Annotated in this window: 19 protein-coding genes; 16 read left to right on the forward strand and 3 right to left on the reverse strand. The window is 69.6% G+C overall.

Annotated elements, in window-relative coordinates; translation table 11 throughout:
* Positions 1-206: 206 nt before the first annotated feature.
* From secY to truA, 10 genes are all read left to right on the forward strand, one after another.
* Positions 207-1,520, forward strand: a complete 1,314-nt coding sequence (secY, locus tag IG78_RS0125905; RefSeq protein WP_030567282.1) for a preprotein translocase subunit SecY — start codon at positions 207-209, stop codon at positions 1,518-1,520.
* The gene (locus IG78_RS0125910; RefSeq protein ID WP_030567284.1) at positions 1,520-2,176 is read left to right on the forward strand and encodes an adenylate kinase; all 657 of its coding nucleotides are present in this window, start codon (positions 1,520-1,522) and stop codon (positions 2,174-2,176) included. Before secY ends, IG78_RS0125910 begins: the two co-directional genes overlap by 1 nt.
* 165 nt (positions 2,177-2,341) lie before the next feature.
* Complete coding sequence (gene map, locus IG78_RS0125915; RefSeq protein WP_030567286.1) at positions 2,342-3,178, forward strand: type I methionyl aminopeptidase; 837 nt, start codon at positions 2,342-2,344, stop codon at positions 3,176-3,178.
* Between the two features lie 195 nt (positions 3,179-3,373).
* A complete protein-coding gene (gene infA / locus IG78_RS0125920; protein ID WP_003948620.1) occupies positions 3,374-3,595 on the forward strand; it encodes a translation initiation factor IF-1 in 222 nt (73 codons plus the stop codon).
* A gap of 57 nt (positions 3,596-3,652) precedes the next feature.
* Entirely contained in the window at positions 3,653-3,766 is a 114-nt protein-coding gene (gene rpmJ, locus IG78_RS0125925; RefSeq protein ID WP_003948619.1) for a 50S ribosomal protein L36, read from the forward strand.
* A gap of 218 nt (positions 3,767-3,984) precedes the next feature.
* Complete coding sequence (rpsM, locus tag IG78_RS0125930) at positions 3,985-4,365, forward strand: 30S ribosomal protein S13 (protein WP_030567288.1); 381 nt, start codon at positions 3,985-3,987, stop codon at positions 4,363-4,365.
* 62 nt (positions 4,366-4,427) lie between these two features.
* A complete protein-coding gene (rpsK, locus tag IG78_RS0125935; RefSeq protein WP_003948617.1) occupies positions 4,428-4,832 on the forward strand; it encodes a 30S ribosomal protein S11 in 405 nt (134 codons plus the stop codon).
* A gap of 130 nt (positions 4,833-4,962) precedes the next feature.
* Positions 4,963-5,985, forward strand: coding sequence for a DNA-directed RNA polymerase subunit alpha (locus IG78_RS0125940; protein WP_016645160.1), 1,023 nt, complete (start codon positions 4,963-4,965; stop codon positions 5,983-5,985).
* A gap of 136 nt (positions 5,986-6,121) precedes the next feature.
* The gene (gene rplQ, locus IG78_RS0125945; protein ID WP_030567291.1) at positions 6,122-6,637 is read left to right on the forward strand and encodes a 50S ribosomal protein L17; all 516 of its coding nucleotides are present in this window, start codon (positions 6,122-6,124) and stop codon (positions 6,635-6,637) included.
* A 157-nt stretch (positions 6,638-6,794) separates the two neighbouring features.
* Positions 6,795-7,661: a tRNA pseudouridine(38-40) synthase TruA gene (gene truA / locus IG78_RS0125950; RefSeq protein WP_030567293.1), complete on the forward strand. Its 867-nt coding sequence runs from the start codon at positions 6,795-6,797 to the stop codon at positions 7,659-7,661.
* Between the two features lie 17 nt (positions 7,662-7,678).
* Here truA and IG78_RS0125955 read toward each other — a convergent pair whose 3' ends face one another.
* Positions 7,679-8,527 (reverse strand): hypothetical protein, encoded by an 849-nt coding sequence (locus IG78_RS0125955; RefSeq protein WP_030567295.1) that lies wholly within the window; start codon positions 8,525-8,527, stop codon positions 7,679-7,681.
* Positions 8,528-8,601: 74 nt separating this feature from the next.
* Between IG78_RS0125955 and IG78_RS0125960 the strand changes: the two genes are divergently transcribed.
* The 4 genes from IG78_RS0125960 (at position 8,602) to glmM (ending at position 12,830) form a co-directional block, all read left to right on the forward strand.
* Positions 8,602-9,837 (forward strand): glycosyltransferase 87 family protein, encoded by a 1,236-nt coding sequence (locus IG78_RS0125960; protein ID WP_078965530.1) that lies wholly within the window; start codon positions 8,602-8,604, stop codon positions 9,835-9,837.
* Between the two features lie 434 nt (positions 9,838-10,271).
* Complete coding sequence (gene rplM / locus IG78_RS0125965; protein ID WP_030567298.1) at positions 10,272-10,715, forward strand: 50S ribosomal protein L13; 444 nt, start codon at positions 10,272-10,274, stop codon at positions 10,713-10,715.
* A 42-nt stretch (positions 10,716-10,757) separates the two neighbouring features.
* On the forward strand, positions 10,758-11,273 hold the full coding sequence (gene rpsI, locus IG78_RS0125970) for a 30S ribosomal protein S9 (protein ID WP_030567300.1): 516 nt from the start codon (positions 10,758-10,760) through the stop codon (positions 11,271-11,273).
* A 189-nt stretch (positions 11,274-11,462) separates the two neighbouring features.
* A complete protein-coding gene (glmM, locus tag IG78_RS0125975; RefSeq protein WP_030567302.1) occupies positions 11,463-12,830 on the forward strand; it encodes a phosphoglucosamine mutase in 1,368 nt (455 codons plus the stop codon).
* Here the strand turns inward: glmM and IG78_RS0125980 are convergent.
* Together IG78_RS0125980 and coaA are read right to left on the reverse strand one after the other, a co-directional pair.
* On the reverse strand, positions 12,827-13,777 hold the full coding sequence (locus IG78_RS0125980; RefSeq protein WP_030567304.1) for a DUF389 domain-containing protein: 951 nt from the start codon (positions 13,775-13,777) through the stop codon (positions 12,827-12,829). The genes glmM and IG78_RS0125980 overlap by 4 nt on opposite strands.
* 38 nt (positions 13,778-13,815) lie before the next feature.
* Positions 13,816-14,814: a type I pantothenate kinase gene (gene coaA, locus IG78_RS0125985; RefSeq protein WP_030567306.1), complete on the reverse strand. Its 999-nt coding sequence runs from the start codon at positions 14,812-14,814 to the stop codon at positions 13,816-13,818.
* Positions 14,815-15,054: 240 nt separating this feature from the next.
* On the opposite strand from coaA, the gene IG78_RS0125990 reads away from it, so the two are divergent.
* Together IG78_RS0125990 and IG78_RS0125995 are read left to right on the forward strand one after the other, a co-directional pair.
* On the forward strand, positions 15,055-15,423 hold the full coding sequence (locus IG78_RS0125990) for a holo-ACP synthase (RefSeq protein ID WP_030567308.1): 369 nt from the start codon (positions 15,055-15,057) through the stop codon (positions 15,421-15,423).
* 54 nt (positions 15,424-15,477) lie between these two features.
* Positions 15,478-16,824: NAD(P)H-hydrate epimerase (locus IG78_RS0125995; protein ID WP_030567310.1), on the forward strand; the 1,347-nt coding region annotated here is incomplete at its 3' end.

Raw genomic sequence — 16,824 nt, forward strand, 5'->3', positions numbered from 1 at the left:
TCCCGACCGGGGATGCCCCACAAAAGGGGCATCCCCGGTTGGTCGTTCCAAGGGGGGCATGGTCGCCGGTAAGGTGGCGTGCACTGTTAACTTTCCGCGCGGTCTGTCCTCGCGACAGGACGTGCGGTCTTGCCTGTTACGTACTTATCCGTCGGACTCACCACCGTCACCTCTGACGCAGTAGCGCGGGGGTCGCAGGAGGCACCGTGCTCACCGCGTTCGCCCGGGCGTTCAAGACGCCCGACCTGCGCAAGAAGCTGCTCTTCACGCTCGGGATCATCGTGATCTACCGGCTCGGGACGCATATCCCGATCCCCGGTATCGACTACAAGAACGTCCAGACCTGTATCGACGCGGCGAACGCCAACCAGGGCCTGTTCGGTCTGGTCAACATGTTCAGCGGCGGCGCGCTCCTGCAGATCACGATCTTCGCACTCGGCATCATGCCGTACATCACGGCGAGCATCATCCTGCAGCTACTGACCGTGGTGATCCCGCGCCTGGAGGCCCTCAAGAAGGAGGGCCAGGCCGGCACGGCGAAGATCACGCAGTACACGCGCTATCTGACCATCGCGCTCGCGATCCTGCAGGGCACCGGCCTCGTCGCCACGGCCCGCACCGGCACCCTGTTCCAGGGCTGCCCGGTGGCCTCGGAGATCGTTCCGGACCAGTCGATCTTCGTCACCATCACCATGGTCATCACCATGACCGCCGGTACCGCCTGCGTGATGTGGCTCGGCGAGCTCATCACCGACCGCGGCATCGGCAACGGCATGTCGATCCTGATGTTCATCTCGATCGCCGCCACCTTCCCCGCCGCCCTGTGGGGGATCAAGAAGCAGGGTGATCTGGCCGATGGCTGGATCGAATTCGGCACCGTCATCCTGGTCGGTCTGTTCATGGTCGGCCTGGTCGTCTTCGTCGAGCAGGCACAGCGCCGCATTCCGGTGCAGTACGCGAAGCGGATGATCGGTCGCAGGTCCTACGGCGGTACGTCGACCTACATTCCGCTGAAGGTCAACCAGGCGGGCATCATCCCTGTGATCTTCGCCTCGTCGCTGCTCTACATCCCGGCCCTGGTCGCCCAGTTCGCGGGTGGGCAGTCCGGCTGGAAGACCTGGATCGAGCAGAACCTGACCAAGGGTGACCACCCGATTTACATCGTCACCTACTTCGTACTCATCGTCTTCTTCGCCTTCTTCTACGTCGCGATCTCCTTCAACCCGGAGGAAGTCGCGGACAACATGAAGAAGTATGGTGGCTTCATCCCGGGCATCCGGGCTGGCCGACCGACCGCTGAGTATCTGAGTTACGTGCTCAATCGGATCACCTGGCCGGGCTCGCTGTATCTGGGTCTGATTGCTCTCGTGCCAACGATGGCGTTGGTGGGCTTCGGGGCCAACCAGAACTTCCCGTTCGGCGGGACGAGCATCCTGATCATCGTGGGTGTGGGTCTGGAGACCGTGAAGCAGATCGAGAGCCAGCTCCAGCAGCGCAACTACGAAGGGTTCCTCCGCTGATGCGAATCGTCCTAGTCGGGCCGCCCGGTGCCGGCAAGGGAACACAGGCCGCGTTCCTTGCCAAGAACCTGTCGATCCCGCACATCTCCACGGGCGACCTCTTCAGGGCCAACATCAGCCAGGGCACGGAGCTCGGCAAGCAGGCGAAGGCGTACATGGACGCCGGCAACCTGGTGCCCGACGAGGTGACCATCGGCATGGCCCAGGACCGCATGCAACAGCCGGACGCCGAGAACGGCTTCCTCCTCGACGGCTTCCCGCGCAACGTCTCGCAGGCCGAGGCGCTCGACGAGGCGCTGAAGACCGACGGACAGAAGCTGGACGCGGTCCTCGACCTGGAGGTCCCCGAGGACGAGGTCGTCAAGCGCATCGCGGGGCGCCGCATCTGCCGCAATGACTCCAGCCACGTCTTCCACGTGACGTACAGCGCGCCGAAGCAGGAAGGTGTCTGCGACGTCTGCGGCGGCGAGCTGTACCAGCGTGAGGACGACAAGGAAGAGACCGTCCGCAAGCGGCTCGACGTGTACCACCGCGAGACCGAGCCGATCATCGACCACTACAAGGCCCAGGGCCTGGTGGTCACGATCTCCGCGCTCGGCAAGGTCGACGAGGTCACGCAGCGCGCGATGGCGGCGCTCTCCGGCGAGAACGCCTGACAGCAGCTCACGCTCAGGGCTGGGCCGCGGTACCCCCGGGCGGGGTGCCGCGGCCCAGCCACGTGGCGTGCCGCCGCCGGGCGCGCGAGGGTACGGCTCGGCCGTATCGTTGTGGCTGCTCCCCACATGTCGTACTCGTAGGTTCAGAAAGGCTCAGGCCCGCGCATGGTGCAGATCAAGACTCCCGAGCAGATCGCCAAGATGCGGGCGGCGGGGCTTGTCGTCGCCGCGATCCATCAGGCCACCCGCGCGGCGGCCGTTCCGGGTGCCACCACCAAGGATCTCGACGACGTGGCCCGCAAGGTGCTCGCGGAGCACGACGCCAAGTCGAACTTCCTCGGCTACGGCGGTTTCCCCGCGACCATCTGCACCTCCAAGAACGAGGTCGTGGTCCATGGCATCCCCGGTGAGGACGTGGTCCTCCAGGACGGCGACATCATCTCGATCGACGCCGGTGCGATCGTCGACGGCTGGCACGGCGACGCGGCGTTCACGGCCTTCGTGGGCAGCGGGCACGCTCCGGAGCTGATCGAGCTGTCCCGGGTGACCGAGGAGTCGATGTGGGCCGGTATCGCGGCCATGAAGCTCGGCAACCGCCTCGTCGACATCTCCCGCGCCATCGAGACCTACATCCGCCGCCAGCCCCGCCCGGCCCGCGGCAAGTACGGGATCATTGAGGACTACGGCGGCCACGGCATCGGCACCGAGATGCACATGGACCCCCACCTCCTCAACTACGTGGAACGCCGTCGCGGCCGCGGACCCAAGCTGGTCCCCGGCTTCTGCCTGGCCATCGAGCCGATGGTGTCCCTCGGCACCGCCAAGACCGAGGTGCTCCAGGACGACTGGACGGTCATCACCACGGACGGCACCTGGTCGTCGCACTGGGAGCACTCCGTCGCCCTGACGGAGCAGGGCCCGCTGGTCCTCACCGCCCCCGACGGCGGCAAGGCGAAGCTCGCCGAGTACGGGATCACGGCGGCGCCGGATCCGCTGGGCTGAGCTGTTCTGGGCCCGGGCCCCGTGGGCCGGGTCCCCTGACCGTGTCATTGCTTAAGGATCTTCGTTGCCGGGCAGTCATACCCGATTCGTCTTTCCGAGTGCACTGACGTAGACTGACGCGTCGGCTCTCGTGCATTCGCATGTCTGCGTTTCGCTCACGGAGCCGATCAAGGTAGTCGATTCGAAGGGCGAAGCGTGGCCAAGAAGCAAGGTGCCATCGAGATCGAAGGCACTGTCGTCGAGTCTCTTCCGAACGCCATGTTCAAGGTGGAGCTCCAGAACGGCCACCAGGTCCTGGCACACATCAGCGGCAAGATGCGCATGCACTACATCCGCATCCTCCCTGACGACCGGGTCGTGGTGGAGCTGTCTCCGTACGACCTGACGCGTGGCCGGATCGTCTACCGGTACAAGTAGATCTTGCCCGCACTCCGCTCCGGCGGGGTGGTGGCACTGACCCGGAGAACCTCACAAATGAAGGTCAAGCCGAGCGTCAAGAAGATCTGCGACAAGTGCAGGGTGATCCGCCGTCACGGCCGGGTCATGATCATTTGCGACAACCCGCGCCACAAGCAGCGCCAGGGCTGACGCACGTACTGCACCCCGCAGATTTTCGCGCGACGCACGTAAAAGCACATACGCAGAACCCGTCCCTCTTCAGGTCCATCAGGTAATGGAGGGCGACACCCCCGGTCGGAGGCCGGGGACCCAGTACGTACCAACGCTTTTCCAGGGAAGCCAGGAAAAGGGGACGGCGGCTGGGAGCGGTTCTGCTGAAGACCTCCGAAGAATCACAGGAGCCATGAATGGCACGCGTTGAAGGTGTTGACCTCCCGCGCGACAAGCGCATCGAGGTCGCGCTCACCTACGTGTTCGGCATCGGCCGGACGCTGTCCCAGCAGACGCTCGACGCCACCGGTGTCGACCGCAACACCCGTGTTCGCGACCTGTCCGAAGAGGACCTGGTCAAGATCCGCGAGTTCGTCGACCAGAACATCAAGACCGAGGGTGACCTCCGTCGCGAGATCCAGGCCGACATCCGTCGCAAGGTCGAGATCGGCTGCTACCAGGGCCTGCGGCACCGCCGTGGCCTGCCGGTCCGCGGTCAGCGCACCAGCACCAACGCTCGCACCCGCAAGGGCCCGCGTCGCGCCATCGCCGGTAAGAAGAAGCCGGGCAAGAAGTAGTCCTCGCTCAGCGGTCTATCGGCTGACGCTGCAGGACCGACCACCTCCCGTAGGAGATATAGATGCCCCCCAAGGGTCGTCAGGGCGCCGCCAAGAAGGTGCGCCGCAAGGAAAAGAAGAACGTCGCTCACGGCCACGCGCACATCAAGAGCACGTTCAACAACACGATCGTGTCCATCACGGACCCGACCGGCAACGTGATCTCCTGGGCCTCCGCCGGCCACGTCGGCTTCAAGGGCTCGCGCAAGTCCACCCCGTTCGCCGCGCAGATGGCCGCCGAGTCGGCCGCGCGCCGCGCGCAGGAGCACGGCATGCGCAAGGTCGACGTCTTCGTCAAGGGTCCCGGCTCCGGCCGTGAGACCGCGATCCGCTCCCTCCAGGCCACGGGCCTTGAGGTCGGTTCGATCCAGGACGTCACGCCGACGCCGCACAACGGCTGCCGTCCGCCCAAGCGCCGCCGCGTCTGACGCGTCTGTCGCGCAGCGACTGCTTGTCTGAGGTTTTCGGGCGGTACGGCTCCTTCGGGCCGTATCGCCCGTACCCTTGTCATATCTCAGGGCGTCAAATAGCGGGCGCCCCTGACAGAAGGAACGCAACATGCTGATTGCTCAGCGCCCCTCGTTGACCGAAGAGGTCGTCGACGAGTTCCGCTCCCGGTTCGTCATCGAGCCGCTGGAGCCGGGCTTCGGCTACACCCTCGGCAACTCCCTCCGCCGGACGCTGCTGTCCTCGATCCCGGGTGCGGCCGTCACGTCCATCCGTATCGACGGTGTCCTGCACGAGTTCACCACCGTGCCGGGCGTCAAGGAAGACGTCACCGACCTCATCCTCAACATCAAGCAGCTCGTCGTCTCCTCGGAGCACGACGAGCCCGTCGTGATGTACCTGCGCAAGCAGGGCCCGGGTCTGGTCACCGCCGCCGACATCGCGCCCCCGGCCGGTGTCGAGGTGCACAACCCCGACCTCGTCCTCGCCACGCTCAACGGCAAGGGCAAGCTGGAGATGGAGCTGACCGTCGAGCGCGGTCGCGGCTACGTCTCCGCCGTGCAGAACAAGCAGGTCGGCCAGGAGATCGGCCGCATCCCGGTCGACTCGATCTACTCGCCGGTCCTCAAGGTCACGTACAAGGTCGAGGCCACGCGTGTCGAGCAGCGCACCGACTTCGACAAGCTGATCGTCGACGTCGAGACCAAGCAGGCCATGCGCCCGCGTGACGCCATGGCGTCCGCCGGCAAGACCCTGGTCGAGCTGTTCGGTCTCGCCCGCGAGCTGAACATCGACGCCGAGGGCATCGACATGGGTCCGTCCCCGACGGACGCCGCGCTCGCCGCCGATCTCGCCCTGCCGATCGAGGAGCTTGAGCTCACCGTTCGGTCGTACAACTGCCTCAAGCGTGAGGGCATCCACTCCGTGGGTGAGCTCGTGGCCCGCTCCGAGGCGGACCTCCTCGACATTCGCAACTTCGGTGCGAAGTCCATCGACGAGGTCAAGATGAAGCTCAACGGGATGGGTCTGGCCCTCAAGGACAGCCCGCCCGGATTCGACCCGACCGCCGCCGCTGACGCCTTCGGCGCGGATGACGACGCGGATGCCGGGTTCGTCGAGACCGAGCAGTACTGAGAGCTCGGGCCTCGCGGTTCGATTGTGGCTGCGGACCGGCTTCGGCCGGTCGCGCAGCTCCCCGCGCCCCTTACGGGGCTCGGTCCGCTGACCCCGGTACCTGATACGGCCGGGGCAGACATCTAGGAGAAACACCATGCCGAAGCCCACCAAGGGTGCCCGTATGGGCGGCAGTGCCGCGCACCAGAAGCTGATGCTGGCGAACCTCGCCAAGGATCTCTTCGAGCACGGCCGCATCACCACCACCGAGGCCAAGGCCCGTCGTCTGCGTCCCTACGCGGAGCGTCTGGTCACCAAGGCGAAGAAGGGCGACCTTCACAACCGCCGCCAGGTCCTCCAGGTCATCTCGGACAAGAGCATCGTCCACACGCTCTTCACCGAGATCGGCCCGCGCTACGAGAACCGCCCGGGTGGCTACACCCGTATCACCAAGATCGGTAACCGCCGTGGCGACAACGCGCCCATGGCTGTCATCGAGCTGGTGGAGGCCCTGACCGTGGCCCAGGAGGCCACCGGTGAGGCCGAGGCCGCGACCAAGCGCGCGGTCAAGGAAGACTCCCTCAAGAAGGACGAGGCCGTCGAGGCCAAGTCCGACGAGGCCAAGTCCGACGAGGCTGCCGAGGCTCCGGCCGAGGAGTCGAAGGACGCGTAAGCGTTCTGCCGGGGACCGCGCGTCGTCGGCCGCGGCCTTGTCGCGCCCGCGCCGCGGAGCCGCGTGTCCGGCACAGCCCCGCGCCCCTTCCGGGCGTCGCGGGTCCGCCCCTTCCCGGGGGCGGGCCCGCTTTTGTGTTGTCTGAGAGGATCCACGAGTGAGTGATGAGGTGGCGCCCGGCTTCGTCCGGGTGCGGCTCGACCTGAGCTACGACGGCAAGGACTTCTCCGGCTGGGCCAAGCAGCGCCAGGGACAGCGGACCGTCCAGGGCGAGATCGAGGACGCGCTGCGTACGGTGACGCGGTCGCGGGAGACGTACGAGCTGACCGTCGCCGGGCGCACCGACAGCGGGGTGCATGCCAGGGGGCAGGTGGCGCACGTCGACCTGCCGGAGGGCGTGTGGGCCGAGCACCGCGAGAAGCTGGTGCGCAGGCTCGCCGGGCGGCTGCCGCACGATGTGCGGATCTGGCGGGCCGAGGAGGCACCCGCCGGGTTCAACGCCCGGTTCTCGGCGATCTGGCGGCGGTACGCCTACCGCGTGACCGACCACCCCGGCGGCGTCGACCCGCTGCTTCGCGGGCATGTGCTGTGGCACGACTGGACGCTCGACATGGACGCCATGAACGCCGCCGCGCAGCCGCTGCTCGGGGAGCACGACTTCGCCGCGTACTGCAAGCGGCGTGAGGGTGCCACGACCATTCGTACGCTGCAGGAGCTGCGCTGGGAGCGGCGTGACGACGGGATCCTGGAGGCGACGGTGCGGGCCGACGCCTTCTGCCACAACATGGTGCGGTCCCTTGTCGGGGCGATGCTGTTCGTGGGGGACGGGCACAGGACAGCCGAGTGGCCGGGCAGGGTGCTCGCCGCCGGGGTGCGGGACTCGGCCGTGCACGTGGTGCGGCCGCACGGTCTGACGCTCGAAGAGGTCGGCTATCCGGCCGACGAGCTGCTTGCCGCGCGCAGCGCGGAGGCCCGCAACAAGCGGTCGCTGCCCGGGGGCGCCGGCTCCGCTGGGTGCTGCTGAGGGCCCGTGGGCCTCGGCTACTCCGGGTTGTTCGCCGCCGCCGACGCCTGGGCCTCGCCGCGGCGGTTGATCTGGTGGAAGGTGAAGCGGGCGAGGTCGTCGCCGACCTCGTACGCGTTCTTGTCCTTCGTGGTGACGTCCTTGCCGTTCAGGAAGCCGGTCGTCGTGAAGTACGCGTAGCGCCCGTACGCGTTGTACGTGCCGCGGCAGACCGTGGTGCGGCAGAACGGGGCCACGCCCTTGCCGGACAGGGACCTCACCAGGCCGTCGTCGGCCTGCTTCTTCGCCCGGACGGCCTGGGCCTCGGTGTCGAAGACGGCGACGCCGACGGTGACGGCGATGCCCTTGCGGGCGTAGGTGGCGCGCAGCACCTCGGTGCACTTGTTCCTGGTCAGGACGGCGGCGAGCGCGGGCTGGGTGACGGAGGCGCACTTCTTGGTGCTGTCCGTGTCGCCCTTCTTGTAGACCCGCTCCCCGGAGGTCAGCTTCGTGCCGGGGAAGAAGGACTCGGGGCCGAGCGGGGCCTTGTCCTTCTTGGCGCTGGAGATGTAGTCCTTCGGGTCCGGCGGTGGCGGTGGCGTGGTCGCCTCGAAGGACGGCTCTGGGGCCGTGCTCGTGCCGGGGATGTCCGCGGTGGTGGGCAGCTCGCTCGCGGGCTTGTTGGAGGCGGTGGTGTCGTCGCTGTTCGCCGAGACCACCGCGACGGCCACGGCCGCGGCCACGCCGACCGTGGCGAGCGCGCCACCGCCGATCAGCAGCCACTTGCGGCGGCGGGCACGTGCCTCGGACGCTTCGGCGAGCGCCGCCCAGTCGGGGGTCTGCGGGCCCCCCGGACCCCACTGGGGTCCCCCTTGCCCAAAGCTCATGGGGCGCATCTTAGACGGGGCGAGGGGGATGTTGAGCCCGGCCCTGCGGCCCTTCTCGGCCTAGCCTGACCCGCATGGATTCGGGCGAAACCGGTAAAAATCTCTTCCCTTCCGGCTCCGGCCCCACCGCATGGCTGGTGCGGCCCGCCGGATGGCACGCGTGGGCCGTCCTCGGGGTCGTCCTCGGGGCGGCGGCGCTGCGGATCGCGTACCGGGTACCGGACGGCGGCATGGACAACGCGATCGTGGTGCGGGCCGCGCAGGCCTGGCTCGACGGGCGGTCCCCGTACGCCGACCGGCACTTTCTCTATCTGCCGGGGGCCGTGCTCGCCGCGGTGCCGCAGGCGGTGTTCCCGGACGCGGCGCGGGTGCTCGTGCCGGTGGGGGTGGTGTCGGCGCTCGCTGCGGGCTGGGCCTGTGCGCTGCGGATCCACGGCGTCGCCCTGCGCAGCCGCTTCGCGGTGTTCGGCCTGCTCGGGCTCGTCCTCGGGTTCGCGCCGTTCGTGCACCTGGTGGAGCTCGGGAACTGGACCGTGGCGTCGGCCCTCGCGCTGCCGCTCGCGCTGCTGTGCGTCTGCCGGGGGCGGTGGGGGGCGGCCGGGGCGGTCGTGGGGGCCGCGATCGCGGTGAAGCCGCTGCTCGTGCCGGTGCTGCTGCTCTTCGTCCTCGGGCGGCGGTGGCGGGCCCTTGGCGTGGCGGTGGCCGTGCCCGTCGTGGTCTCGGTGCTCGCCGCGCTCGTGCTGCCCGACCCCGGGGCGTTCTTCACGCGGACACTGCCGTTCCTGCTGCGGGGCGACGATCGGTTCGTGCGGCTGTACGAGGCTTCGCCCGCGGCTGTGCTGCCGCGTCTCGGGGTGCCGGAGGGGCTTGCCTCGCTGGTGTCCGTGGTGGGCGCTGGTGCGGGGGTTTACTGTGCGTGGCTGCGGTGGCGGGCCGGGGGGCCTGCCGCGGGGCGGGTCGTGGAGACCTCCGTGGCGCTGATGCTGGCCGCGTTTCTCGTGTCGCGGCCGTCGTACGACCACTATCTGCTGGTCGTGCTGCCGTTGCTGCTTGCCGGGGGGCTTGGGTGGGGGGCGCTGGTGCGGGGGCCCTGGTTCTGGGTGGCGCTTGTGCCGCAGGTGCCGGGGTTTGTGTGGGTGGGGGTGGAGCTGTTGCCGCAGCGGGCCTTCAAGGATGCGTTTACGCTCTGCGTGCTTGCGGGGGTCGTCTTCTGGGGGTGTGCGGGGCGCCTGCGGCGGGCTGGGGCGGCGGTGGCTGTGCCGTCCCGTCGGCCTGGGGATTGCCCCTCCGTCGACATCACGGTCAGGTAAGCCGGGGCTGTGCCCACCCTCCCCCAAGCTCTCGGCTCCGCTCGAGCAGGGAGGTACCCCCCTCGCCCCTGGCGGACCAGTTGCCCACAGAGGGGGGCGGACCGGCTGCCCGCAGAGGGAGTGGACAAGTTGCCCACCGGGGGAGCGGGACGGGTATCCATAGGGGGAGACGGGGCAGTCGTGACGCCGTTTTGACCCGTACGGGGCACGGCGGGTATTCTGCCTGTTCGTTATGTGTATTGGCTTTCTCATTCTCACGTGAGGGGCCCTTACACCGGCCCACCGGGCCGATGACCAGCGGCAGGACTCGGTTGCGTCACCGAGGTCCGCCAAGGCTGTCGTCCATCGTCCGAGGTGGCCTTGTCAGGACCCTTCCCGAGGTTCGAGCTGAACCGAGGGAAACCCCACCTCTGAAGAAGCGAAGGCTACGAACCGTGCGTACGTACAGCCCCAAGCCCGGCGATGTGACCCGCCAGTGGCACGTCATCGACGCCCAGGACGTCGTCCTGGGACGCCTGGCGACCACTGCAGCCAGCCTGTTGCGCGGCAAGCACAAGCCGATCTACGCGCCCCACGTTGACACCGGTGACTTCGTCATCATCATCAACGCCGACAAGGTGCACCTGTCCGGCAACAAGCGGACCCAGAAGATGGCGTACCGCCACTCCGGGTACCCGGGCGGCCTCCGCTCGGTCCGCTACGACGAGCTTCTCGACAAGAACCCCGAGAAGGCCGTCGAGAAGGCCGTCAAGGGCATGCTCCCGAAGAACACGCTGGGCCGTCAGATGCTCTCGAAGCTGAAGGTCTACAAGGGTGACCAGCACCCGCACGGCGCGCAGCAGCCGCAGCCGTTCGAGATCACCCAGGTCGCGCAGTAAGTCCGGCCACCCCCTAAGCCTGAAGAGAATCTGAGGAGCATCGTGGCCGAGACCACCCCTGAGCAGCCTGTCGACGAGACTGTCGACATCGAGCACTACACCACCGAGTCGGACGCGCCCGTCGAGGGCGAGTACACCTCGGAGTCCAACGCCGCGCGCTTCGGTGACCCGCAGCCGGCCGCCGGCCTTGGCCGTCGCAAGAACGCCATCGCCCGCGTCCGGATCGTCCCGGGCTCCGGCAAGTGGAAGATCAACGGGCGTACGCTCGAGGACTACTTCCCGAACAAGGTGCACCAGCAGGAAGTCAACGAGCCCTTCAAGGTGCTCGAGCTCGACGACCGCTACGACGTCATCGCCCGCATCGCGGGTGGCGGTGTGTCCGGCCAGGCCGGCGCCCTGCGCCTCGGTGTGGCCCGCGCCCTGAACGAGGCCGACGTGGACAACAACCGCGGCGCCCTCAAGAAGGCCGGCTTCCTCAAGCGCGACGACCGTGCGGTCGAGCGCAAGAAGGCCGGTCTCAAGAAGGCCCGCAAGGCCCCGCAGTACAGCAAGCGCTAGTCTTCGCTGCCTGCAGCACTTCCCGAACGCCCCGGCGGCACCCTGTGTGCTGTCGGGGCGTTCGTTTATCAGCACCCCATGATCCGGGGTAGAAGTTCGACAGGCTGAGCGGCCGAGGGCCGCGCGGTGGAGGCGCAGACGTCACCGCGTCCGCAGGACCAGCCGACACTCAATGTTCGGAGGACACCAGTGGGACGACTCTTCGGCACGGACGGTGTGCGCGGTGTCGCCAACGTCGACCTGACGGCCGAGCTCGCGCTCGGGCTCTCGGTCGCCGCGGCGCATGTGCTAGCCGAAGCGGGCACCTTCGAGGGCCACCGTCCGACGGCGGTGGTAGGGCGTGACCCGCGCGCGTCCGGGGAGTTCCTGGAGGCCGCGGTGGTCGCGGGCCTCGCCAGCGCGGGCGTGGACGTCCTGCGCGTCGGTGTGCTGCCCACCCCCGCGGTGGCCCATCTCACCGGTGCCCTCGGCGCCGACCTCGGTGTGATGCTCTCCGCGAGCCACAACGCGATGCCCGACAACGGCATCAAGTTCTTCGCCCGCGGCGGCCACAAGCTCGCCGACGACCTCGAGGACCGCATCGAGGCCGAGTACGACAACCAGTTCGTGCACCGCACCGCCGCCCCCTGGCAGCGCCCCACGGGTGCGGGCGTCGGCCGTGTCACCACGTACGACGAGGGCTTCGACCAGTACGTCGCCCACCTCATCGGCGTCCTGCCGGGCCGCCTCGACGGCATCAAGGTCGTCCTGGACGAGGCCCACGGCGCGGCCTCGCGGGTCTCGCCGGAGGCGTTCGCGCGGGCCGGTGCCGAGATCATCACGATCGGCGCCAAGCCGGACGGCCTCAACATCAACGAGGGCTGCGGCTCCACCCATCTCGGCCTCCTGAAGGCCGCCGTCGTCGAGCACGGCGCCGACCTCGGCATCGCCCACGACGGTGACGCCGACCGCTGTCTCGCCGTGGACCACACCGGCGCCGAGGTCGACGGCGACCAGATCCTCGCCGTCCTCGCCCTCGCCATGCGCGAGCGCGGTGCCCTGCGCCAGGACACCGTTGTCGCGACCGTCATGTCGAACCTGGGCTTCAAGCTGGCCATGGAGCGCGAGGGCCTGTCCCTCGTCCAGACGGCCGTCGGCGACCGGTACGTCCTGGAGTCGATGAAGGAGCACGGCTACGCCCTCGGCGGCGAGCAGTCCGGCCACGTCATCGTCCTGGACCACGCCACCACCGGCGACGGCACCCTGACCGGTCTGCTGCTCGCGGCCCGCGTCGCCCAGACCGGCAAGCCGCTCGCCGAGCTCGCCGCCGTCATGGAGCGCCTGCCGCAGGTCCTCGTCAACGTCCCCGACGTCGACAAGTCCCGGGTGAAGACCTCGCCCGAGCTGTCCGCGGCCGTCACCGAGGCCGAGCGCGAGCTCGGCGGCACCGGCCGGGTGCTGCTCAGGCCGTCGGGCACCGAGCCGCTGGTGCGCGTCATGGTGGAGGCCGCCGACATCGAGCAGGCCCGTTCGGTCGCCGGGCGCCTCGCCGACGTGGTGAAGTCCGCCCTCGGCTAGCCCACCGGATGTTTCCGCGCGGTACGTTCACGCTGCCGCGCCCAGAGCAGCTTCTGGGTGAGCAGTGTGAGCGTACCGGCGAGGACGATGCCGAGCAGGTTCAGGAGCAACTGCTCGGTGGAGCCCCAGGCCTGCCTGTACTCGCTGTAGGCGAAGGCGACCGCGGCGTTCGCCGCCGCGGGGACCGTTGTCACGGAGATCGCGACGCCCACCAGGGCGCCCGACTTCGCCGACGTCAGCGAGAGGGTGCCGGCGGCGCCCGCGAGGACGGCCACGACGAAGGAGAACCAGTCGGGCCGGTAGATGAAGTTGGTGTTGGGACGCTCGGCCTTGAGCTGGGCCCGGTGGAAGAGGTCCACCGCGTCCATGAGGAGACTGAAGCCGACCGTCACCGCCATCGCCGCCGCGAAGCCCACGAGCAGCGCGATCAGCGAGCGCAGCGCGAGCCGCGGCGCGCGCTGGACCAGGGCCGTGCAGAAACCCGCGAGCGGACCGAACTCCGGGCCCACCGCCATCGCGCCGACGATCAGGATCGCGTTGTCGAGGACGACACCGCACGCGGCGATCATCGTGGCGAGCGTGATGAAGGCGACATAGGTGACGGAGAGCGTGGACTCCTCGTGCGTCGCCTCCGTCAACTGCTCCCACAGGACCGCGTCCGCGCCCTCGCCCGGCGCGTCGTCCTCCGCCTTGTCGGCCCGCTTCGACAGCGACAGGTCGATGTTCTCCAGGGCGATGGAGCCGTGCTCGTCGATCTTCAGCGCGCGCAGTCCGTCGATCAGCTCGTCGCCCGCCTCCCGGGCGACGTCGCACATCACGATGTCCCCGACGGGGTTGCGCGCCGCGCCCGACACCACGGCCAGATGAGCGGTGCCCGGCGTGTTCTCGATCAGGCGCACCACGTCCGCGGTGCTGTCCGCAGGGGTGATCAGGCGCAGATGCAGCATGACCGCACCCTAACGCCGGTACGGCCGTCCGCCGCCGGTCAGAGTTTGCGCAGGCTCAGCCGCTGCACCTTGTGGTCGGGGCCCTTGCGGACGACGAGGGTGGCGCGGCCCCGGGTGGGGGCCACGTTCTCCAGGAGATTGACCTTGTTGATCGTCCGCCAGGTCGTGCGCGCGTAGTCGAGGGCCTCCTCCTCGGAGACCTGGGTGTACTTGCGGAAGTAGGAGGACGGGTCCTGGAACGCCGTGGCCCGCAGCTTGCGGAAGCGGTTCAGGTACCAGCGCTCGACGTCCTCGGCGCGCGCGTCCACGTACACACTGAAGTCGAAGTAGTCGGCGAGGCCCACGCGGGTGCGGCCGTCCTTGCCGGGCAGCGCCGGCTGAAGGACGTTCAGGCCCTCGACGATCAGGATGTCCGGGCGGCGGACGGTGAGGCGCTCGCCGGGCACGATGTCGTAGATCAGGTGCGAGTAGACGGGGGCCGTCACCTCGTCCTTGCCGGCCTTGATGTCGGCGACGAAGCGGGTCAGGGCCCGCCGGTCGTACGACTCCGGGAAGCCCTTGCGCGACATCAGGCCGCGGGCCTGGAGCTCCTTGGTGGGCAGCAGGAAGCCGTCGGTGGTGACCCGCTCCACGCGCGGGTGCTCCGGCCAGCGGGACAGCAGGGCCTGGAGCAGGCGGGCGACCGTGGACTTGCCGACGGCCACCGAGCCCGCGACGCCTATCACGAACGGCGTGCCGGTCTGGGCCGCCCGTTCGCCGGTGTTGCCGAGGAAGGTGTTCAGGGCGCCGCGCAGGCCGTCGGTGGCGCCCACGTACAGGTTCAGCAGGCGCGAGAGCGGCAGATAGATGTCACGGACCTCGTCGAGGTCGATGACGTCGCCGAGACCGCGCACCTTCTCGACCTCGGCGGCGGTGAGGGGGAGCGGCGTCTTGTCCCGGAGCGCGCTCCACTGGGAACGGGTGAGGTCGAGGTAAGGGGTCGCCTCCGGCCGGTGCCGGTGGGCGCCCCGCGGCGGCGAGGAGGCCGAAGAGATCACAGTCCATTGTTACGGCTGTTTGAACGCGGGCGCGGGTGGGGTGCGTCACCCTGGCGGGCGGCCCGGCGGTCACCCCGGCGTCGGCCCGGCGGTCACCCCCGGCGTCGGCTCGGCAGTCACCCTGGCGTCGGCTCGGTGTTCGCCGTGGTGTCGGTGGCGCTCGTACCGTCGTTGCGTGGTTCGGTGTGGGGGCGCTGTGGGTTGGTGTGGGGTTCGTTTTTCAGTTGGTTGGAGTTGTTTGTGATTATCGGGGTGGGCATCGACGTGGCCGAGATCGATCGGTTCGCCGAATCGATCGCGCGGCGGCCCGGCATGCGGCAACGCATTTTCGTCGAGGCGGAGTTGTATCTCCCCGACGGGGAGCGGCGCGGGATCGCCTCCCTCGCCGCGCGCTTCGCCGCCAAGGAGGCGCTCGCCAAGGCGCTCGGGGCGCCCGCGGGGCTGCGGTGGGTCGACGCTGAGGTGTACGTCGAGGAGAGCGGGCAGCCGCGGCTTCGGGTGCGGGGGACTGTGGCTGCGCGTGCGGAGGCGTTGGGGGTGCGGGGGTGGCACGTCTCCATGAGCCATGACGCGGGGGTGGCTTCCGCCGTGGTCATCGCGGAGGGGTAGGCCCCGTTCCGGGGCGCGGGTGCCCTGTGCGGTGGGGTGCGCGAAACTTGAGGGATGCGTACTGCGTACAGCGTGGACAGTGTCCGAGCCGCCGAGCGCGCGCTGATGGCCCGGGTGCCGGACGGCGCCCTGATGCAGCGGGCCGCCGCCGGGCTCGCCGTGGTCTGCGGGCAGTTGCTCGGCAGGGTGTACGGGGCGCGCGTCGTGCTCCTCGTCGGCAGCGGCGACAACGGCGGTGACGCCCTGTACGCCGGTGCCCGGCTCGCGCGGCGCGGTGCCGGGGTGACCGCGGTGCTGCTCGCCCCCGAGCGGGCGCACGCCGGTGGGCTCGCCGCCCTGCTTCGCGCCGGGGGGCGGGTCGTCGACGGCCCCGCCGGTGGCGGCTCCGACGTCTCCGAGCGGGCCCTGGCCGCCCTGGACGGGGCCCGGCTCGTCGTCGACGGCATCGTCGGCATCGGCGGCAAGGGCGGGCTGCGGGCCCCGGCCGCGCGGCTCGTGCGCGCCGCCGCCGACTCCGGTGCCCTGATCGTCTCCGTCGACCTGCCGAGCGGTGTGGACGCCGACACCGGGCAGGTGCGCGGGGACGCCGTCCGCGCCGACGCGACCGTGACGTTCGGGACGTACAAGCCCGGCCTCCTCGTCGACCCCGGGCGTGAGTACGCCGGAGCCGTACGCCTCGTCGACATCGGCCTCGACGAGGAACTCGGCGTCCACGAGCCCGCCCTTGAAGCCCTCCAGTACGCCGACGTCGAGCGGCTGCTGCCCGTGCCCGGTGCCGAGAGCGACAAGTACCGGCGCGGGGTCGTGGGCGTCGTCGCCGGGTCCGCCCGCTATCCGGGGGCCGCCGTGCTGTGTGTCGCCGGGGCGCTGCGGGGTGGGGCCGGGGCCGTTCGGTACGTGGGGCCCGCCGCCGACGCCGTCATCGCGCGCTTTCCCGAAGCCCTCGTCTCCGCCGGGCCGCCTGCCGCTGCCGGGCGGGTGCAGGCCTGGGTCGCCGGGCCGGGGCTCGGTGACGACGTCGCGTCTCTGCGGGACGTGGTGGCCGCCGACGTGCCCGTCCTGATCGACGCCGACGGGCTGCGGCTCGTGGACGCCTCCGCCGTGCGGGGGCGGGGCGCTCCTACGCTGCTCACCCCGCACGCCGGGGAGGCCGCCGCGCTGCTCGGTGTCTCCCGGGAGGAGGTCGAGGGGGCTCGGCTCGACTCCGTGCGGGAGTTGGCCGCTCGGTACTCGGCCACGGTGCTGCTCAAGGGGTCGACCACGGTGGTCGCCTCGCCGGTGGGGGGTGGTGGTGGGGCGGTGCGGGTCAATCCGACGGGGACGTCGTGGTTGGCCACCGCGGGGAGTGGTGATGTGCTGTCGGGGCTTGCCGGGTCGTTGTTGGCGGCGGGGCTCGGGGCG

Origin of the sequence: Streptomyces aureocirculatus (assembly GCF_000720475.1) — a bacterium.
Lineage (GTDB): Bacteria > Actinomycetota > Actinomycetes > Streptomycetales > Streptomycetaceae > Streptomyces > Streptomyces aureocirculatus.